Origin of the sequence: Sinanaerobacter chloroacetimidivorans (assembly GCF_018128545.1) — a bacterium.
In the GTDB taxonomy this organism is placed as follows: Bacteria; Bacillota; Clostridia; order Peptostreptococcales; family Anaerovoracaceae; genus Sinanaerobacter; species Sinanaerobacter chloroacetimidivorans.
On record NZ_JAGSND010000022.1, the window covers coordinates 16,539 to 36,558 of the forward strand.

17 protein-coding genes are annotated in these 20,020 nt (G+C 44.7%); 1 reads left to right on the top strand and 16 read right to left on the bottom strand.

The window, feature by feature from the left end; all coding sequences use genetic code 11:
- Positions 1 to 121: 121 nt before the first annotated feature.
- From KCX82_RS20225 to KCX82_RS20300, 16 genes are all read right to left on the bottom strand, one after another.
- A complete protein-coding gene (locus tag KCX82_RS20225) occupies positions 122 to 1,144 on the bottom strand; it encodes a hypothetical protein (RefSeq protein ID WP_227020290.1) in 1,023 nt (340 codons plus the stop codon).
- A gap of 797 nt (positions 1,145 to 1,941) precedes the next feature.
- Positions 1,942 to 2,631 (bottom strand): MgtC/SapB family protein, encoded by a 690-nt coding sequence (locus KCX82_RS20230; RefSeq protein WP_227020291.1) that lies wholly within the window; start codon positions 2,629 to 2,631, stop codon positions 1,942 to 1,944.
- Between the two features lie 253 nt (positions 2,632 to 2,884).
- A complete protein-coding gene (locus KCX82_RS20235) occupies positions 2,885 to 3,973 on the bottom strand; it encodes an ABC transporter substrate-binding protein (RefSeq protein ID WP_227020292.1) in 1,089 nt (362 codons plus the stop codon).
- An 80-nt stretch (positions 3,974 to 4,053) separates the two neighbouring features.
- Positions 4,054 to 4,929: a PfkB family carbohydrate kinase gene (locus tag KCX82_RS20240; protein ID WP_227020293.1), complete on the bottom strand. Its 876-nt coding sequence runs from the start codon at positions 4,927 to 4,929 to the stop codon at positions 4,054 to 4,056.
- Positions 4,930 to 4,998: 69 nt separating this feature from the next.
- Entirely contained in the window at positions 4,999 to 5,871 is an 873-nt protein-coding gene (locus KCX82_RS20245; protein WP_227020294.1) for a sugar phosphate isomerase/epimerase family protein, read from the bottom strand.
- Positions 5,872 to 5,979: 108 nt separating this feature from the next.
- A complete protein-coding gene (locus KCX82_RS20250; RefSeq protein ID WP_227020295.1) occupies positions 5,980 to 7,098 on the bottom strand; it encodes an ABC transporter ATP-binding protein in 1,119 nt (372 codons plus the stop codon).
- 29 nt (positions 7,099 to 7,127) lie between these two features.
- Entirely contained in the window at positions 7,128 to 8,810 is a 1,683-nt protein-coding gene (locus tag KCX82_RS20255) for an ABC transporter permease (protein WP_227020296.1), read from the bottom strand.
- Between the two features lie 160 nt (positions 8,811 to 8,970).
- Entirely contained in the window at positions 8,971 to 10,542 is a 1,572-nt protein-coding gene (locus KCX82_RS20260) for a response regulator (protein ID WP_227020297.1), read from the bottom strand.
- The gene (locus tag KCX82_RS20265; RefSeq protein ID WP_227020298.1) at positions 10,535 to 11,980 is read right to left on the bottom strand and encodes a sensor histidine kinase; all 1,446 of its coding nucleotides are present in this window, start codon (positions 11,978 to 11,980) and stop codon (positions 10,535 to 10,537) included. The genes KCX82_RS20260 and KCX82_RS20265 overlap by 8 nt, the downstream gene beginning before the upstream one ends.
- Positions 11,977 to 12,939, bottom strand: coding sequence for a substrate-binding domain-containing protein (locus KCX82_RS20270; RefSeq protein WP_227020299.1), 963 nt, complete (start codon positions 12,937 to 12,939; stop codon positions 11,977 to 11,979). The genes KCX82_RS20265 and KCX82_RS20270 overlap by 4 nt, the downstream gene beginning before the upstream one ends.
- 367 nt (positions 12,940 to 13,306) lie before the next feature.
- On the bottom strand, positions 13,307 to 13,996 hold the full coding sequence (locus KCX82_RS20275; protein WP_227020300.1) for an MgtC/SapB family protein: 690 nt from the start codon (positions 13,994 to 13,996) through the stop codon (positions 13,307 to 13,309).
- A gap of 41 nt (positions 13,997 to 14,037) precedes the next feature.
- Complete coding sequence (locus KCX82_RS20280; protein WP_227020301.1) at positions 14,038 to 15,027, bottom strand: ComEC/Rec2 family competence protein; 990 nt, start codon at positions 15,025 to 15,027, stop codon at positions 14,038 to 14,040.
- A 10-nt stretch (positions 15,028 to 15,037) separates the two neighbouring features.
- Complete coding sequence (locus KCX82_RS20285; RefSeq protein WP_227020302.1) at positions 15,038 to 15,910, bottom strand: carbohydrate ABC transporter permease; 873 nt, start codon at positions 15,908 to 15,910, stop codon at positions 15,038 to 15,040.
- A 93-nt stretch (positions 15,911 to 16,003) separates the two neighbouring features.
- Positions 16,004 to 17,242 (bottom strand): extracellular solute-binding protein, encoded by a 1,239-nt coding sequence (locus KCX82_RS20290; RefSeq protein WP_227020303.1) that lies wholly within the window; start codon positions 17,240 to 17,242, stop codon positions 16,004 to 16,006.
- 224 nt (positions 17,243 to 17,466) lie between these two features.
- Positions 17,467 to 18,303, bottom strand: coding sequence for a carbohydrate ABC transporter permease (locus KCX82_RS20295; RefSeq protein ID WP_227020304.1), 837 nt, complete (start codon positions 18,301 to 18,303; stop codon positions 17,467 to 17,469).
- Between the two features lie 24 nt (positions 18,304 to 18,327).
- On the bottom strand, positions 18,328 to 19,230 hold the full coding sequence (locus KCX82_RS20300) for a PfkB family carbohydrate kinase (protein WP_227020305.1): 903 nt from the start codon (positions 19,228 to 19,230) through the stop codon (positions 18,328 to 18,330).
- Positions 19,231 to 19,580: 350 nt separating this feature from the next.
- Here KCX82_RS20300 and KCX82_RS20305 point away from each other — a divergent pair, with 350 nt between their 5' ends.
- On the top strand, positions 19,581 to 20,000 hold the full coding sequence (locus tag KCX82_RS20305) for a hypothetical protein (RefSeq protein ID WP_227020306.1): 420 nt from the start codon (positions 19,581 to 19,583) through the stop codon (positions 19,998 to 20,000).
- Positions 20,001 to 20,020: the final 20 nt, after the last annotated feature.

Consider the following 20,020-nt stretch of genomic DNA (forward strand, 5'->3'; position numbering starts at 1 on the left):
TGCTAAGCAAATCTTATTGCTGATCCTCACCGGGGATTCGGAATATTGAGGAAGCTACCTGTAAATTTATATATTAGAAACGAGAAGCTACTTTTCTTCTCGTTTCTAATATATAAATTAATTAAAGGGTAAACTTAACAGGATTTTTGGCCTTGTAATATGTTATATCACAATATGGCACTTCTGCATTTGTATCATAACCGGAAATTTTCTTTATATTATCAGCCAGTGTTTTAGGCGTTGGGATCACACCCGCACTGACATATTTGCCACCGGAAGCGTTCCATACCGCGGCTGCAAACCACGAGCAATTATTTACCTTTGTCCAAGTATCATTATAAGTGATCGTCTGGTTGATACGAGAGAGATCATCTGCGGTAATCTGCACCGATAAAGAATATCGTGGCAAATACATGGAATGATCATTAACTTTTACGCTCTCTACATTATAATGTACACCTTTATAGTTATTGGTTTCCGGTAAATTACCATATGTCCCAACCGTTCCGCCGGTACCCTGATAATAGTCAAGACCTCCAAGCCGTTGGTATCCCGAGGATGTATTCTCAAATGATATCCACGCATGCTTTCCTAAATTAATTTCATGTCCTGAAGAACCAACTCCACGTGTAGAGGGATCAGCAAATATCGTTAATTTGCCCACGATATTTGCAGCGGCTTTGCCTACCTGATTCCTTTGAATAGATTCATCCATTTCATTCATTTTTAAATATTCTGATTGACGAGGATTCTCGTAGTAATATAATAATCCCAAATACATAATGTATTTGTCAATAAGAATTTTCTTATCTTGAGGCATATAAGATGTTAATTCTGAGTAATTGTCCTGAAGGTATGCTAATTTATCATAAGTAGCACTCAGTGAATCCAGGTTGCCTGGATATAGAACTTTATCTATGGAGTCCAGTTGTTCATTAGTAAAACCATTATTACTAATTTCTTCATAATATGTATCAGCAACATCAGCCTCTAAACCAGTCAATATTGTGTAATGGATTTCTAACATATCGTACACGTTTCTATCTGCATACCCATCAAGATCATGCGCAAATGCCGTTGCTGCCAGGGCAAAAATCATGATGATTGATAAAATGCAAGCGGTTATCTTTCTTTGTTTAAACATAACATAACACTCCTTATCTCTTGTATCTTTCTTATACAACAATATTAGTCTTTGATGTGAATCTAAAACAGCTATCGGAATACCGCATTAATTTTCTGTTTTACCCTTTGGTATTCTGAGCGATATTTTTTCAGATTTCTCTGCTGTATTAATTACTCCTAAACATCCCTCCCTTTTAATGTTGAACTTCTAACCTTAGTGTTAGCCAAAATATAAGATATTTCTATAGTTGAATACTTTCAAACTGCATACCCCCTTTTTTTAATCAGATGTTGAGCCTCATTTTAAATTTAGTTCTATATCGTGTCAATTATTTATGCGCAAAATGGCATATACGTGCGCAAAACGTACAATATGTATGTAAATTATTCAATTTATTATAAAAATTTCAATTTATTGTTAATTTAAGGAGTCTTAGAAGTAATTAGGGCTGCCGAACAACTCAAGAAAGTAGAAAAGGAATTGTTCAGCAAGCCCCTAATTAAGAAGAAATTCATACTGATCACCTGACCTAGGGCTATAGTACAATTATGGGAATAGATAATTGCATACTATCTAACTAAGGCCAATGGATTTTTTATACTGCAAAATTATTTCATATTTTGCAGTATAAGGAAAGGTTATAGTATTATAGAATCTTATATGGCAAAGTGACCAATGAGTATTTCTAAAAGGATGTCCACTTGGACATCGAAAAAACCATATAGATACAGCAAACCGGGAGCAATTTGCCCCCGGCCCGCTGTAAAATTGTATGAAATGTTGATAACTGCAAAAATTTATTATAGCCTAAGGTCTCAGCATTCCTCTGCTTTCACTTTTGAGACGCCATTTAAGGCCGAAATTTCCGTAATAAATCCGTCATAATTTATTTTTTTTCTGGATTTATTAAAGCTTAATTTTGCCACCAGATGATATCTTACCTTTTCATCCCCGATTTCCTCCTCGGCAATGTCTACGTCTTTCAAGGATATATCGTATCTGGGTGCAATCTGTTTCATATTGATCAGGGCACAGGACAGATCGGTACAATCCAGTTCCAAATGCAATCCTGTAAATTTCACCTTCATAAAACGCTTTTCCAGATATTCAAAGATGGTAAGCGTCAGTATAATCGCAATTGTTCCTGCGATTGCGGATTCATAAAATCCCCCTCCGGCGGCAAGCCCCAGACAGGCTACTGCCCACAGGCTGGCAGCGGTAGTAAGGCCTCGAATGGTCAGGCCCTCTCTCATAATGGTTCCGGCCCCAAGAAAACCGATTCCCGATATGACTTGGGCGCCCAGCCTTGTTGGATCCATGGTGGTAATATCGGCGTATTTATACAGCGACATTTCTCCCATCAGCATGACCACAGCAGCTCCGATGGCAACCAGCATGTGAGTTCTCAGCCCAGCAGGACGATTGCTGGTTTCTCTTTCCCAACCAATGACTCCGCCAATCACCATGGCCAATACGATTCTAAAACACATTTCAAGTATGGTCATACTTCTCACCCGCTTTACATTTATCTCCTTAAGGCTCTAAGATTCCCACCTCTTAGATGGTGAGATCAAGAGCCGCTAAACTCGAAATTCGTTCGGCTTGCCATCAGTGTTGAGTTTGAAACTTCCACCGATGGGTCTCACTTCATTCAGTATTTTCCGATTTTAAGCGGTAATGTTTCCCCGGATGTGGAGGAAAGGGCGGATTTCTCCGCCCTGAAAAAAATGAATCTCTCGCGATTCGATTTTCTAAGTACTATTCCTTCAGGGAACCAGCGTTGTCAATTTTTGCTGTAAATTCCTCGATGAGACGGGTTCTGTTTTCACCGCTCCAAACAGCATCATAATCAATGACATTGATATCGCTGATCTTTTCCAGTCCATCGGATACTTTTGCATTTACATTGATCGGAAGTCTGTTGCTCTTGGATTCAATAAAGCATTCCTGCCCTCTCTGAGATAATACCCAGTCAATAAAGAGTTTTGCATTTTCCTGTTCTTTTTCCGCTCCGCCTTTAATAAGGGCGATGGCACCTACTTCATAGCCGGTACCGTCTTCCGGGAAAACAACTTCGATAGGATAGCCTTCGTTGGCTGGCTTCAATCCATCATGGGAGAACGTCAGAGCAATGGCGGCCTCACCCAATGCAACTTCCATTGGAGGAGCTGCCCCTGCTTTTGTATACTGACGAACATTTTTGTTCAGTTTTGCCAGGTAGTCCCAAGCCTTGTCTTCCCCCATCATCTGTACAATGGTGGCCAAAATTGTGAAGGAAGTTCCGGAAGTAGACGGATGCGCCATGGAAATCTGACCTTTGAATTCAGGTTTCAGAAGATCCTGCCAGGTCTTTGGATATTCGAGATTATTTTTCTCAAACCAGTCCTTGTTGCAGGCAAATGCGAGAGCGCCTACATAGAAAGGAGACCAAACTGCGTCAGGATCCTTATACTCGTCAGGAACATTGGCTAACTCCGGTGAGGAATAGGGTTCCAGCAAACCATCCTTGGCTGCGGCGATAAAATTATCGGTGGAACCGCCGTACATAACCGAAGCGTTGGGGTTGCTTGCTTCTGCTTTGACTCTTGTCAGCATTTCTCCGGCAGACAGACGTACATAATTGACCTTGATACCAGTATCCTGTGTAAAGGCGTTGAAGTAGAAGGGCAGTTCTGTTTCAGGCAAAGCGCTGTAAACGGTCAGTTCCTTGTAGGCAGGTTCTTTCTTCTCGTCGCCTCCCTGACCTCCGTCTGAGTTTGTGGCAGATGAGCCGCATCCCGCCGCCGTCGCCATCACCATCATGACAGCCAAAAGCAAAGCACACATTCGAATACGTTTCGTAAACATTTCAATCCTCCTCTTTTTGTTTATAATTGGTAGTGTTTAGATAGTTTTTCAATGTTTATATTAAGGGCTGTAAAGAGGGTTTAAAACTCCGGGTACAGCTCCTGAATATACGCAAGCACATCCTGCCGAGTTCCCTTAAAGGGCCCAAAGGTCTCCATTTTCAGGGAAACCAGAGCCGAAGCGAATAACAGTGCCTCGGGAATGGTTTTGTCGATCCGTTCTGTTATGTAGCTGCCAAAGGTACTGTCTCCCCGGCCAGTCCTTCCGCTGAGGTTTCTCGCGCGAAGAGGGCAGGTGTAAAAAGTTTTGCCGTCATAAACCAGCACCTCGGTGTGGTGTGTGATCATGACTTCCTTGGCTCCCCAATCATGCAGCTGCTTCGCAGCCTCTCGCCTGTCGGAGCAGCCCGTCATGGTCTCCGCCTCTGCCGCATCGGTTTTTAAATAGGTGATATAGGGCAGATATACTTCTTTTTCCTCCCAGTCACGAAAAACAAGCCTTCCCCCTTCGGCTCTTCGAAGAAAGCCCTGCATATCACAGGCGACCTTGCCTTTGTCGGCAAGGAAGGGGAAAAGATCGGTGTCATAATCTCCATAAATCAGACCCGCCAGCTGAAATACTTCCGCCTCTACCTCCGGAATATCCTTAACCATAAAAGTATCTGCGGTTCCTTTCACGGAAGCGGTGCGTCGTTCCCTGTCGGGGGTGTGATAGGTATTATGAATGGAAGTGGTGGCTTTTGAAGGCAAAACTGTAAGATCCTTGATAAAAAGGGAATCCAGTACATATTGATCCTCCGGGGCCATCTTTGTAACGGCACCGATATGACGTCCGCCGGCCAGCTCCGCATAAGAGCTGTAAATTAAAGCGCCGCCAATGAATTTTTTTACCACTCCGTCAAAAGCTTCATCGTAATCAAGGGAAACCGGTCCGATTAAATAGCAATCATATTTCATTGTTTGACCTCCTGCTTGAAAAGGAATACATCTGTTACAAAAGAATTAACTTAAGATATCACTTGATATTTAGGCATTTTCTATTTCACGGCGCACCCTTTCCTGTACCTCTTTATTAAAGGGAAGAAAACTCTGGTTGTAATATTCACAAAGCCAGACGCCCTGATATCCTGCCTTCTTTATCACGGCAAAGGCTTCTTTCAAGGGTACCTTCCCCCAGAAAGGCGGGATATGGATATCGCCTCTCCCAAATGCAAATCGATAGTTCCGATCCATCGTCTTATAAATATCAAAGTTGGTCATCCGCAAAAGCTCAAAGTCCCCGGTATTATCGTTGATATGCAGATGACGCAATAAGGGAGCGCAGTCCTTCACCGTTTCCATAAAATCATATCCGAAATGGGTTGCGGACAGAAACAGATGACCCAAATCCAATGTCATTCCTAAATTGGGATGATTGACAGCACGGACGAATTCCGCCGCCTTGCTAGCATATTCTATTTCTATATTTTCTATATTGATCTGTACACCAAGGTTCAGTCCATATTCAGCCGCTTCCGCATGGGCATCGAAAAAGGCCTTCTCCCTGGCCGTGTAGAGGGTTTGCACCTCATAATGCAGATTCAGGGGAGTAATCCCCAAAGCGGCGCATGCATCGATGGAGGAAAAAAGAACCGCGCGATGCATAGTATGCTCCTCCAGGTTGCGCAGATCCAGTCCGTATCCTGCGTGGGCGGTATACCTTAAGGGATATCGTTTTAAAATTTCTTTTACATGCTCCACCACCATTGGCTGGAGTTCTCCTCCGATGATCAGAGGGAAGGTGGATAAATTAATTTCACAGGCATCAAAACCGTCTCTCTGAATACGAGTCAGCTCTGCCTCCAAATTGGTGAGGTTGGTGGAATCCGGCAGATTGATACCTATTACATAGTCGTTCATTTGTCTCTCCTTCTCCTTCAATGACAGCTTCCTGCTGCGTTGGCATTACATCATTGACAGCATACTTACACATGACCTTGCATCATTTGCGGAATGCAGCTTCGCGCTCTATTTTAAAATCCTTACACAGACATCATCCAAAGCGATGCTGACACTGTCACCTTCATAAAAGCGTTCCGTCAACTGCGGATTGTAAATTTCAACGATAACAGGTCCTGTACCAATCACGATTTCATATTCTACCTTGGATCCGTAGTAGACCGCACGTGTCACCGTTCCGGTGATTGCCCCTTCTCTCGCCTTTGTCAGACGAACGGATTCGGGTCTTACAGAAAGAACACATTCTTCATTTTCCTCGATGCCGGCCATACTCCCCGGATTCGGCACTTTATAGAGTGTATCGGCCAGTGATACCACTGCACTGCCATTATCCCTTCCGCGATACACGCAGGGAATAAAGTTTGCTTTGCCAATGAAATTGGCTACGAAACGGTTTGCAGGGAACTCGTAGATTTCCTGAGGACTGCCCAGCTGCATAATGTTGCCGTCCTTCATGATGACCACCTTGTCAGAAATGGCCATAGCCTCGGACTGGTCATGGGTAACATAGAGACTAGTGATTCCCAAGCGCTTCTGTAAAGAACGCAGCTCATCTCTCATATGTTCTCTTAATTTTGCATCTAAATTGGATAGCGGCTCATCGAAAAGCAGCACCTTGGGCTCAATAATCACAGCTCGTGCAAGAGCGACTCGCTGCTGCTGGCCTCCTGACAGCTGATTGGGAAAGCGATTTTCCATGCCGGAAAGCTCCATCAGTTCGATGACTTTCCTGGTACGTTCCTGCAGCTGCTCCTTCGACAGCTTCTGAACCCGCAGCCCATAACACACATTTTCAAAGATGGTGAGATGGGGAAACAGGGCATAGGACTGAAATACCATGGAGATGTCCCGCTTATTGGGCGGGATATTGGTAACAGAACGGTCACCGATAAAAATTTCTCCACCGGTAGGTGTTTCAAATCCGGCAATCATACGAAGAGTCGTAGTTTTACCGCAGCCGGAAGGACCCAGCAGCGTCATCATTTCGCCAGTCTGAATTTCCAGATTAATATGATTTACAGCCACCGTATCTCCCAATCCCTCATGAGAGGGAAAGGCCTTTGCCAGATCTACCATTCTGACGCCGCTGGAGCGCTGTCTCAGATCTTCCACAATATCTTTACTCATAGTTATGACCCCCTTCGTACGATCAACGATTATGAAATAGTTCTTTTCAAATATTTTGGCTTGAACAGCAGATTTACCATCAGATTGATCAGTGATATGGCCGCAAGGATAATTACGATCATGATGACGATATAGGCTGCGGCTCCGCTGTACTGGCTGGATTCAAACAATGCAAATATACGTGCAGTAGACAGGTTCCACTTGGGCGATATCAGGAAAATAACCGAGCTTACCGCTGTCATGGCTCTGACAAAGGAGTACACCAATCCAGAAAAGAAAGCCTGACGAAGCAGCGGCAGCGTGATTCTGCGGAAAGTAGTTCCGGCGCCGGCACCCGAAATGGTGGATGCCTCCTCTATGGATCGGTCAATCTGCAGCAGCGTGGTAGTTCCGGCTTCAATACCCACCGGCATATTTCGGAAGGTAAAGGCTGCTACCAGGATAACGGCCGTTCCCGTTAACAGTAACGGCTCCTGATTAAAGGTGAATATGTATCCGATACCCAATACGGTTCCTGGAATCGCAAATGTTAGAATGGAGGAGAACTCCATAAATTTCTTTCCGAAAAATTTCTGCCTTACAATAAGATAGGCAATGGCCATGCCCAGGATTCCGGAGACAGGTGCTGAAACAGCAGCCAGAATCATGGAATTTTTTACCGGATCCCATCCCATAGAGAATACATATTTGAAATGTTCCAGTGTGAAAGTATTATTGACACCCCAGGTCTTGACAAAGGCACCGGCAAGAACGGTCCCGTACAGTAAAATCACCACGGCGCTGACTAAGGTGCAAGCTCCGAAAAGGGGCCAGACAATATGCGGCTCATGGAGCTTCCGGCGCTTTTGCGTAGGTTTTCCCGTAACCGTCACAAAGGATTTTCTGCTGATCCAGTATCTCTGAACCGCAAAGGCCGTCAGGGTAGGCAGCAGCAGAATGATGGCCAGTATGGTTCCGCCTTGCATATCATATAATCCGGTGATTACCCGGTATGCCTCCACCGCCAGGGTAGAGTAGTCACCTGCCAGAACAGCGGGATTAGAGAAGTCCTCCAGCGACTGGATAAACACCAGCAACAGTGCGCTTCCGATGCCGGGCAGAGATAGGGGCAGCGTCACTGTCCTGAAAATATGCCATCTGGACGCACCCATGTTATAGGCAGCATCTTCTACGGAATCGTCGATGGATTCCAATATCCCTGTCAGCGTTAAAAAGGCAACGGGGAAGAAGGAAACGGACTGTACCACCACCAGGCTTCCCAGACCGTACACATCAAAGCTGTCAATATTCAGCAGCTTATTGGTCACAAGACCCAGCCTGCCAAATAAGAAAATCAGAGAAAGTGATAACACAAAGGGAGGAGATATAATCGGCAGTGTGGCAATTCCCCGGAAAAATCTTTTTCCCGGCATTTCCGTACGGGTAATTGCAAAGGCAAATATGTAACCCACAAAGGTAGAAATACAAGCCACCAGCCCTCCAAGCTTCATGGTATTGAAGAAGGTTTTCTGGTATCCGGGATTAGATGCCATCCTGACAAAGGTTTCCGCACTAAAGCTGCCGTCAGGCCCTGTAAAGCCCAGACGAAAAACATTGATCAGCGGAAGGATGATAAAAATAATTAAGATAGCGAAAATAAAGAGTATGGTGAGCAACAGCATCGGCTGATTCAACAGCATTCTGAAGTTGCTGAAACGTTGCGGCTTAGACACATCAATACGCCCCCTTCTGGCCCGCCCGGCATTTACTTCTGCATTCACTATAAACAAAAAAACGCAGAGATGGAATGCATAGATTTATCGAAAAAATGCACCTGATTTCCAGTTCTGCGTTTATTGGAAGCAAAAAGTTACGAATTTTTATCGTAAATTTTTAGCAAGAAGCATTGCGGTATTCCTTCGGGCTGACTCCCGTATTGCGTTTAAATACATAGCTGAAATAGTGCGGGTCGTTGTATCCGATGGCCAAAGCAATATCATGCAGTCTGTTGTTTTTATCGTACAGAAGTGTTTTGGCTGCCTCGATACGGCGCTTTGTCAAATACTCGATAAAGGTTTCCCCTGTTTCCTGTGAAAAAATGGCGCTGAAGTGGCTGGGAGAGAATCCCACCTGCTTTGCCACTGTATGAAGCGAAATTTCCGGGTCTGAATAGTGAGTGTCAATGTATTCTCTGGCGTTCCGGATTTCCTGTCCGTAGGGCACGTCCGACCCAGTGCTTCGCTGAGAAGCCATCTCTGTCAAAAGTTCCAATGCAAAGCTTCGTCCCTCCTCAAAGGAAGAAGCCAGATGAAACACCTGCTGTGGGTTCTCAGAGAGACTTCGTTGAAGGTCACCTTTTTCTTTCGTCAAACGGGATACGGTGATAATCAGATCGGTGAGCAGATAATATCGCAGCAAATGGCTGTCGATGCTCTCATCGCTTACCTCTTTAAAATAATTGTCCAAAATCTTGGGTAAATCCTTGGGCGCGGCATGACGCAGCTGCTCCGCAAGGGGAACGTTAAAAGAAATGGCAGGCTTACGTGATATCCGGTCATGCTTCAGATCATCAAAGCCAATGATTTTATTGCCTCGGAAGATCAAGCCGCTGCCGAACACACTGCGGGCATCTGCATAGGACTTGGGCAGTTCTCCCACACGATCCACTATAGACCCGATACCTACGGAAACATCCATGGACAGGTATCGCTTCAGCTCATGACTCAGAATCTGGGAGGTTTCATAAGCAGCCTCACGCACTGCTGTCTCACACTCCCCCTTCACGATGAAAACCAGCTGCTCGGAGCCATGGAGAAACCAGATGCTGTCGGTTCTGTCACCCAGTACCCGATTTACAAGCAGCCTGATTCGTGCAAGCTCCTCGCCTGCCACAAAATCGGGGAGAACGGCCTGGCATACCATATATTTCTTGCTCAGCAGGCTGACCTTATGCCGTTCAGCAAGCTGTAAGGCTTCGTTCAGATTCAGTGCACCCAAAACCAATTCCCCAAGAAAGTGCTCCCTTAGAATGGTGGTTTCCAGCTCGTCACGTTTCAGGCTTTCTTCAATCTCCAGATAGTTCTTTTTCTCTTTTTCGATACGTTCCGCTACATCATCGAGCACCTCAAGCAGCTTCGCAGAATTCACCGGCTTCAAAATATAAGCGTCTACTCCTAACGAAACGGCTTTCTGAGCATATTCAAATTCGTCGTGCCCGCTGACGATTACAATATGAACCCAGGGCATTGCTCTTTTCACCAGTGCCGAAAGATCCAGGCCATCCATAAAAGGCATACGAACGTCAGCGATCAGAATGTCCGGTTTCAGCTCCTGGATCAGCGGCAAGGCCATTTCGCCGTCGGCTGCCTCTCCGCAAATGGTATAGGCTTCCGCTTGCTTCTCGATACAGTTTCGGATACCTGCCCGGATAATTTCTTCATCGTCTGCCACAAATAATTTAATCATAGTCCCACTCCCTGCAAGGAAGGGTGAAGCGAATGCTTGTCCCTCTTCCATATTTACTGTCTATCTCCAGTTCTCTGTTGTAATACAGCCGAATCCGCCTGTTTACATTGTAAAGTCCGAATCCGCTGCTCTCCGACAGGCTGGTCCCACGCAAGCGTACCAGCACCTTATTAAGTTTCTCCTCTGTCATACCGATTCCATCATCAGCCACCGTGAAGGTCATCGTGTTATCCGGGTTTTTCTCCCCGGTAACCTGAATATGTCCGCCGCCGCGCTTATTTTTAATGCCATGATAAATGGCATTCTCCACCAGGGGCTGCAGCAGCAGCTTCAGGATGGGATAGTTTCCAAGCTCCGGATCAATATCAATTCGGTACGTCATAATATTATGATATCGTACCGATTGGATGCTAAGATAGCTCTGCACATGCATCTGTTCGTTGACTACCGTTACATAATCCTTTCCCTGATTCAGTGAAATGCGCAGAAAATCTGTAAAGGCCATGGCGATATCCACTAGTTCCTGATTTCGCTCCTGTTCAGCCAGCCAGATGATGGTTTCTAAGGTATTGTAAACAAAATGGGGTGTGATTTGTGCCTGAAGTGCTCTCATCTCCGCTTTTTGCAAATTTTGACCTACTTCTATCCGCTCATCAATGAGCTGCTGCAGACGTCCCGCCATATGATTCAAGCTCTTTGTAAGAGGGGCCAGCTCCTCAACAAGGCTGTCTGCAGCCCGGGCGTCCAAATCCCCATTGGTAATCCGTCGTGTCATCTCCTCCAGTTCCAGAATAGGCTTATAAATGGAAACCCGCATATGGTGAAAGGAGTTGACAGCAAAATAAATAACCAGCAGCAAAATCATGACAATCAGCACCAGCACCGCCAGCGCTACTGCCTGTATTTGGTGGTTGAGCCTTGATATGGTGATCAGTTCCTCGTTGATATACTGCTCCAGCACCGTATAAGTGAGTCCCACCACGCTGACAATGTCCCGGTAAGAGCTTTCCTGAAGACTTACCGCCGCCTGATTCCTGATTTGATCATGCAATGCGTCTACGTAGGTTCGCAGCGTATCGTTGGCACGCTGGGCCGCCACCACATATCGTGCCGCATTTTCGCTGTTTTCCTCCAAATCACGCAAACCTTCATCCACTCTGTTGATCATGTCGTATTGGCTGCCTTCATCGAACTCCTTTTTCCCCGATACAATATTCCATATCTCCTCCGCGAACTGGGTTTTTACCAGATCACGTATTTCCGCCGCGCGATCAATATTGTCAATCAGCTCCCCGTAACGGGCAGTCATCACCAGCATGGCTACAGTCATAATTACTGTCGGTACCGCCATGGCAATAATGATGGTCTGATAAGATTGCTTGAGCATGGATCGGATGCTGCTGTCTCCTCTGAGGATGGCATGAAAAGTCTTTTTCATTGCGCCCAGTCCTCCTTTGTGATCAATAGGGTGTCTATAAGAAGCTCTACGTCCTCCTGTGTTTGTTCCTCCCACATCAGTCTGCCGGCTGCTTCCAGCGTCTTTACCCCTACCGCGGCCGGATTGCAACGAACCAGACATTCAATTTTGCCCTCCTGTACCAGGGTCTGCACCTCTTCCGCCCCGCCAAAGGCATAAATTTTGATATCTTTCCCCGGTATTTTACCGGCTTCGGTAATGGCGTTCACAGCCCCCAGTGTCATCGCATCATTATGAGAGATAATAATATCGATTTGATAATCATTTCGAAGCATGTTATTTACGATTTCTTTACCCTTTGAGCGCATGAATTCACCGCAGACACTGTAATCGATATGATAACGTCCGTCCTTTTCCAGCGTTTCACGAAATCCCCGTGTGATTTCACGCACGGAATAGGCCCCGGTAGTGCCGCAGAGTTCCAGGATCACCGCCTCTCCCTCCGTGTCAAGCAATAGCCGTTGTGCGGCCTTTACAGCAGCATGATAATAATCATAACCCACATAACTGGCAGTGATGCCTCCCCTTCCGGGACGAACGGCCTTATCCACCGCAATAACCGGAATCCCTGCTTGTTCCGTCTCCGAAAGGACCTTGTCCCATCCGTTTTCCACCAGAGGGGAGAAGACTATGACATCCGCCTGATAGGCGATCAGGGCACGAAGCGCATCGATCTGTGCATTCTGATTACGCTCCGCCATGATGGGCATTACCACCATATCATGAAGCTCAGCAGCTTCTTCAATAGATCGCTCTAATTCATCTTTCCAGGTATCCTCCGTCACCGTCACCACCAGGCCCAATATCCTGGACGGTGCAGACAGACTTTCATTCTGATGAATACCAAGGGCGATACCAACGGCCACAATCAGAATCAGAGCGGCAATCGCCCCTGCCATCACTCCTTTTTCCTTGTACATACAGTTCCCCCTTCTGCTATGACGAGACTTGCCCGTTCCTGCTCTTTCTCGGCAAGATTTCACCCGATTTTAAGTTTTACCCCTTTGTTCGGCAAGATTTTCTCTTGATCTCGAATTTTTAACCTTATTATACATTTCTATCATGGGAAAGACAATCTGCTATCTTTTATAGGAGGCACAGCAAACCGGGAGCAAATGACTCCCGGTCTGCTGTATAATATGGCAGTAGAAATCACAAATCACAGATTTGTGATTTCCGTGCATAAGTCCGCCAACAATTTGCTTCACAAATTGGGCGGGCTAATATATCAAAATGTTGATGACTGCAAAATAGGTAAGAGTCCGCAAATCAATTTACCGGTACGGCCTAACACTCTTCTGCTTTGACTTTCGAGACCCCATTTAAGGCCGAAATTTCCGAAATAAATCCATCATAATCTATTTTTTTCCTGGATTTATTAAAGCTTAACTTTGATACCAGGTGATATCTGACTCTGTCATCACCGATTTCTTCTTCTGTGATGTCCACATCCTTTAACGTGATATCATAACGCGGAGCAATCCTCTTGATATTGATCAGGGCACAGGACAAATCCGTACAATCCAGTTCCATATGCAGCCCTGTAAATTTCACCTTCATAAAGCGCTTTTCCAAATATTCAAATATTGTGAGAGTAAGGATAATCGCAATCGTACCTGCTATTGCCGATTCATAAAACCCCCCGCCGGCTGCAAGGCCGAGACAGGCCACGGCCCAAAGACTGGCTGCGGTGGTAAGTCCCCTGATGGTCAGGCCCTCACGCATAATGGTCCCTGCTCCCAGAAAACCGATTCCGGATATGACTTGGGCACCTAATCGTGTTGGATCCATCGTTGTAATGTCTGCGTACTTGTAAAGGGACATCTCTCCCATCAACATAACCACGGCAGCTCCAATAGCAACCAGCATATGAGTTCTGAGCCCTGCAGGACGATTGCTGGTCTCTCTTTCCCAGCCTATGATTCCGCCAATTACCATGGCCAATACGATTCTAAAACACATTTCGAGTATGGTCATCATCATCCCCCTCTCTTCAGTTATTCTCAAGACTGCTGCATTCAGCTTTCTACATAATACGTAGAGATTTCTCCGGTGTTCTCGTCACAAATAAATTTAACAGCACAAATCTCTTTTACTTCTGAAAATCCCTCTCCCAAACATCCTGTTACAAATACTCCGCCAACCTTCCTGTTCTCTTTCAGATAGGCATAAGCCCGGTCAATTACCGTTGGGTGTGCACTGTTAAATCTCTTATCGACAGAAGAACATATGACAAAGATATCCGGTTGGGATACTTGGATCATCTCCTGCGGCATCCCGTCCGCCTGCCCATGGTGTGTCACTTTTAAAATCTGACTTCCCAGCCTGTTTCCGTAGGTTCTATAGATTTCATCCCAGCCGTCCACCTTGTCTCCGGTAAGAAGCACCGCCGTTTTTCCGGCTTGTATCCAAAGAGACAAACTGGTTTGATTGCCTTTTGCATCAATTTCATAATACAAAGCCTCTGCTTTTTTTAGATCTGATCCGGAACGAAGCTCTTCAAATGCTTCAAGGGTCTCTTTTTGGTGCTCAGGGCTTGGGGATAATAGTTCAACCGTCAGCCCTTGATCCGGAGATACCCTTCCGTCTCCCCTTCCTCTTTGAAAAATCGGTATCTTCCTGGTCTCACATTCTTCCAAAAGTTCCTTGTAGCTTTCCAGAGCATTTTTAAATAATACTCCGCTCAGATTTCCTTCTCTGACGCTTTGAAACCATTCAATCATATCCAGGCAAGGCAGTATTGGCTTTACATTGATCCAGACCGCAGAAACCGGAAAATTTCTCAAAACCTCCGGTATTCCGCCAATATGGTCATCGTGTATATGTGTGACGACAACCAGATCAACTTTTGAGATTCCTGTTTTTTTTAAATAATCCCGGATACGGATGCAGCCGGGATTATCATATTCTTCTTTTCTGTTTGTTCCGCCGTCTATCAGCATGACAAAATTATCTTTTGTGATCAGGGTGGCCTCTCCATAGCCGACATTTACAAAATGCACCTGCATGATCTTCTCCTTAAACCTTTTGCTTGTCGAAGGATTTTTTTATGTATGCGCCTGCCAGAATCAAAACAATGACTGTCATAATCAAAGCTGCTGCCGATCCGTATCCGACCTTCAATCCCTTTACACCGTGCTGAAATATATACTGGGTAATGGTTGCCGTTGAATTAGCCGGGCCGCCTTTTGTTAAAATATTTACTTTATCAAACAATCGGAAGGTGTCAATAGTTCGAAGCAGAACTACCATGATCACTCCGTTTGCAATATTCGGAAGAGTAACATAAATAAATTGCTGCCAGATACCGGCACCGTCAATTTTTGCCGCCTCATACTGTCCCTGGGGAACCGATTGCAGCGAAGCATAGATCAATAAAAATGCGAAGGGAGCATATTGCCATATATCTATCACAAGAATGGCGTAAAATGCCGTATTTACATCCATGAGCCAGTTCACTGGCCCGATGCCGATACCGCCAATTAGTTTATTGATAATACCGTAATTGTTAGAAAACATGATCTGCCATATTAAAGCAACCGTAACCGGAGGCAAAAGAGTCGGCAGCAAGGATACTGTTCTCAGTGTCTTGCGTCCCCTTTGCAGACTGTTTACCAGTAAAGCAATGGCCAATCCCAGGAGTGTTTCAAAAAACACTGCAAGAATAGTAAATTTCACTGTGTTATAAACTGCCTGCTGGAAGTATACATCCTTAAAAATATTGGTATAGTTCTCAAAACCAATGATTCCGGGTTCCTGTCGGGATAAGTAATAATAGTCCGTAAAACTATAAAATATATTAAATATCAGTGGAAATATGCTAAGTGCGATTAGTATTAGCATTGTCGGTGTAGTCATTATGTAGGCAAAGCCGCTTTTCCTTTTTTTCATATTTTACCACCCTGCTGTCATCTGATTTGATAGAAGGGACCGGAGCCGATATCTTTATAGAGGAGGGAAATCTTCTCCGGGCCCTTTATTTCATTATTTCATGATCGCTTCAATAGCTGCTTTTGCATCTGCCAAAGCCTGATCGATTGATTTGGTTCCGGAAATTGCACTGGACAATTCTGCTCCATAGGCAGTTTCAATGTCAGTCCAAAGAGGTGTTCTCGGACGAACCACAGAATTTTCGGTACCGACTAAGATAGTTTCAAAGTAAGGATATTTAGCTGTCAATTCGCTGTCCGTAAATACGCTGGTTCGTGTTGGAACTCCGCCGAATTCAGCTGCTTTTTTCTGTACATCGGCGCTGGTCACATATTCCAGGAACTTCATGGCAAGCTCACTGTTTGCGGAATTTGCAGTCACACCCATCATCCAGTTTCCGATCATACCCGTTGGGTAAGCGTTGCTGGAGCTCGTTGCCTTGGATGGAATGGAAGCATATTCAGCAGTTGCACTCTCACCGGAGATGTACCAGGACGGCCATCCCAGGCTCATAGCTGCCTTTCCGTCGGAAACCGCTGCAACGATGTCATTTTTCTCATAGTTAGCACCGTTTGCCAGCAAATCCATGTAAAGCTTTAAAGCTTCCTTGGCTTCTTTGGAGTCAATGGTTACATTCCAGTTTTCATCAAAAACATCTCCGCCAAAGGCCCAAAGAACCGGTAAATAATCGGATACGATGGGATTTCCCTGCTGACCGCGGATCACGTATCCAACCTTGCCGTCTTTCCCGTTAACAGCTTTGGATATTTTCAGAATATCCTCCCAGCTTTCAGGAACAGAAAAGCCCTTGTCGTCCAATACCTGCTTGTTGTAGAACAAAAGCTGAACATTTCCTGCGAAAGGCAAGGCATAAAGGTCACCCTCTGCATAAGGATGCTTTCCGATATCCAGAGAAGCCTTTACAAAGTCAGAATCTTCTTTGTATCCCATCTCCGTGAGGTTTGCAAAGATTCCCGCTTCACAGAGCTCCGGCATCCATGGATCATCTGCCATTGCCAGGTCATAAGCGCCGGTTTTATTTTGGGAATCAAGTGAAATTTTCTGCTTCAGATCTGTTGCTTCCAGGCCCAGAACTTCAATCGTGCAGTTATTTTCTGCTTCAAAATCCCCTTTTACAGCCTCAAGAACATCCACATGTGAACCACCGCGAGCAGCCACAACTAATTTTACAGGCTCTCCGCTTGTGTCGGCCTCCTTCTCCCCTCCGCCGCATGCTGCCAGCATGGTTACAAGAAGACAAAGGACCAGTAAAATCGATAGTTTGCGTTTCATTTTTTAACTCCTCCTTTTGTTAGCTCGCCCAATTTTATGCACCTAACCACATTTGAAGAGCAAATGTCAGATAGGTACCATACGGGAATTCTACGGCTTCAGCCGGATTGGAATTCTTCCGTTCACAAATTGGCAGCGAACTTATGCAAGGAAATCCCAAATCGTTACCTTGTTCCTAATTTTATCCGATTTGCAGATTTCCGCTGCGAACATCTTTGATAACCTTATTCTTTAACGGCGCCGCTTGATAAGCCTTGAATCAGGAAATTCTGCGCAAATATGACAAAGACCGCAATTGGGATCAGCGATACTATGCCCCCGGCGGCAATACTTCCCCACTGCGCCAGCTCCTGTTCACTGTTTAAGGTGGCAAGGCTGAGCGGGATCGTAAAGTTTCCGGGACTCTGCACGAAAATAACGCCGTATAAATACTCATTCCATGAAGTCATAAAGGATAAAATAGCCACTGCCGTAATGCCCGGCAATACCAGCGGAAGTACGATGCGCCAAAACAGCTGATACTCCGTTGCACCGTCAATCTCGGCACTTTCTTCGATTTCTTCAGGCAAACCTGCAAAAAAGCTGATCATAAACCAGATGATGAATGGGATATTGATCAGGATATGGGAAAGGATCAGCGGAACTTTGCTGTTTAAAATTCCAAAGCTGTTCATCATTATGTAAAGCGGAAGCGCAAAGGCAATAGGCGGAATAATACGTACCAGCAAAACCCAGAACAGCATCGATCCTTTGAGTTTATACCGGAACCTGGCTCTGGCAAGAATGTAGGCACAGGCCAAACCGAAAAACAAAGAGAAAATCAGGGAGATCACCGTAACCTGCAGGCTGTTTATAATGGCTACGGAGAAATTGTTTTTCTCAAATAAACTGATAAAATGATCCAATGTAAAGGACTTTGGAATCAGAGATAAGGAAGAAATTAATTCCTTATCCACTCTGATGGACAACGATAACATCCAATAAACCGGAAATAATGTCCAGCCAAGCAAAACAATAATGCATACAGCCTTTATGATGATGTTTCGTTTATTCTGCCTCATAACGCGCCTCCTGTATCTTCCGTTTCAAACTATGTACTCCGGGTAAAAATCTCTGATATATTCATCAACGTCGTTTCTGTCTCCCTTAAATGGTCCTATTTGCTCCATCTTGAGGGAGACCAGCGCCACGGCGAACAATAGCGCTTCCGAAATGTTTTTTGTCAATCGTTCCGTAATGTAACCGCTGAAACAGGTATCCCCCCGACCCGTTCGCCCCGATAAATTTCTTGCTCTGATAGGGCAGACATTCGTATCTCTGCCATCGTAGATCAAAACCTCAGTGTTATGTGTAATCATGATTTCTTTGGCTCCCCAGCTGTGGAGAATTTTAGCTGCTTCTGTCCTGTCTGCCTTGCCGGTCAGGATCTCTGCCTCAGCAGCATCTGTTTTCAGGAAGTCAATGTATTTCAGGTGGGTTTTTTTATCGGGCCAATCGTAAAATACCATACCTCCGTCAGGTTCCGCATGACGCAGCAGACATTGTACGTCGACTGCGACCTTTTTATCCCGTTCACTTAGCTGCCTGATCATCTCACTGGAAAAGTCTCCGTAAATCAAACCGGCCAGATGATAGATCCGGGTATCAAGGTCAGGAATTTCTTCTAAGGTAAAGGAATCGCAAATGCTGATTGCTCTGCATTCTCGGGTTTCCTTGTCCGCAGTAAAATATTTATTTCGAATGGAAGTAGTTTTTTCCGATTCCTTCCAGTATATATCGGCCCCGGAGGATTCAAAAGTTATTTGTAAATCAGCATCTTCGGGATTCAGTTTTGTAAACAATGCGGTGGAATGCCCGGTTCTGGCTGCCGCAAACCCCGACTGTACAATGGCTCCGCCTACTTCACTGTATTCCCGGCCTTCAAAATCAATATTATGATCGAGAGAAACAGGGCCTATGACTAGTGTGTCGTATTGCTTTTTGCTCATAAAATTACTCCTATTTTTTCAACCAACTTGTATAGACAACTTCATTATAGTCGATCCGATTTCCGTTGTAAACTATTTTCTGAAATTAATTTTTCCAGAAGGTTTCGTGATATGAAATGGTGAGCGATTTTAACGTGGAAAAAATACTTGTAAATGCAGAGTTGTCATTGCAAAGGAAAAGGGAGATGATTCGTGACTGCATTTGATTAAGGATATCGAAAATTTGCCTAATGGGGAAATACAAATTAATAGATATAATGAAATTGATTGCAAGTGCTGCTATAATATATACAATTTCACTTTATAAGCTTAAAAATTAAGAAAATCTTCAGAAAGAAGTGTAACAGGCAATGAAAAAATTAAATAAACGAAAAATTATAACAGGAGTTGTTGTACTAGCAGTGATCATCCTACTGGTTTTCATTCCAAAACCGGTCTATGTTGAATTTAGTGAGCCAAAGCAACCAAATGAATTGATTGAGATGTTTCAAAATATATCGATCACGAACATTAAAGTTCATGCGGTAGGTGTTAATTATTCAGGGGGAGGTATTGTCGAAAATTTAGATGATATTGAACCATTACTAAAGGATATGGAATCAGATAACGGTGAGCTTGTTGGAATAACAAATATAGAGTTCAGTACATCCGGAACCGATTTGATTTATTTAATGACTCATAAAAAGGATCATGATATCGCCGCTATTTACGTTTTCAATGTTATATTAGGCAGGATTGAAGATCAGATAGAAAGATTGGTTTTTAGATAGAGGCTCAACTTTTCACAGGA

Coding starts and splice junctions, on each gene's coding strand:
- KCX82_RS20225 (WP_227020290.1), bottom strand. CDS start 1,144: ATGTTTAAACAAAGAAAGATAACCGCTTGCATTTTATCAATCATCATG.
- KCX82_RS20230 (WP_227020291.1), bottom strand. CDS start 2,631: ATGACCATACTTGAAATGTGTTTTAGAATCGTATTGGCCATGGTGATT.
- KCX82_RS20235 (WP_227020292.1), bottom strand. CDS start 3,973: ATGTTTACGAAACGTATTCGAATGTGTGCTTTGCTTTTGGCTGTCATG.
- KCX82_RS20240 (WP_227020293.1), bottom strand. CDS start 4,929: ATGAAATATGATTGCTATTTAATCGGACCGGTTTCCCTTGATTACGAT.
- KCX82_RS20245 (WP_227020294.1), bottom strand. CDS start 5,871: ATGAACGACTATGTAATAGGTATCAATCTGCCGGATTCCACCAACCTC.
- KCX82_RS20250 (WP_227020295.1), bottom strand. CDS start 7,098: ATGAGTAAAGATATTGTGGAAGATCTGAGACAGCGCTCCAGCGGCGTC.
- KCX82_RS20260 (WP_227020297.1), bottom strand. CDS start 10,542: ATGATTAAATTATTTGTGGCAGACGATGAAGAAATTATCCGGGCAGGT.
- KCX82_RS20265 (WP_227020298.1), bottom strand. CDS start 11,980: ATGAAAAAGACTTTTCATGCCATCCTCAGAGGAGACAGCAGCATCCGA.
- KCX82_RS20270 (WP_227020299.1), bottom strand. CDS start 12,939: ATGTACAAGGAAAAAGGAGTGATGGCAGGGGCGATTGCCGCTCTGATT.
- KCX82_RS20275 (WP_227020300.1), bottom strand. CDS start 13,996: ATGACCATACTCGAAATGTGTTTTAGAATCGTATTGGCCATGGTAATT.
- KCX82_RS20280 (WP_227020301.1), bottom strand. CDS start 15,027: ATGCAGGTGCATTTTGTAAATGTCGGCTATGGAGAGGCCACCCTGATC.
- KCX82_RS20285 (WP_227020302.1), bottom strand. CDS start 15,910: ATGAAAAAAAGGAAAAGCGGCTTTGCCTACATAATGACTACACCGACA.
- KCX82_RS20290 (WP_227020303.1), bottom strand. CDS start 17,242: ATGAAACGCAAACTATCGATTTTACTGGTCCTTTGTCTTCTTGTAACC.
- KCX82_RS20295 (WP_227020304.1), bottom strand. CDS start 18,303: ATGAGGCAGAATAAACGAAACATCATCATAAAGGCTGTATGCATTATT.
- KCX82_RS20300 (WP_227020305.1), bottom strand. CDS start 19,230: ATGAGCAAAAAGCAATACGACACACTAGTCATAGGCCCTGTTTCTCTC.
- KCX82_RS20305 (WP_227020306.1), top strand. CDS start 19,581: ATGAAAAAATTAAATAAACGAAAAATTATAACAGGAGTTGTTGTACTA.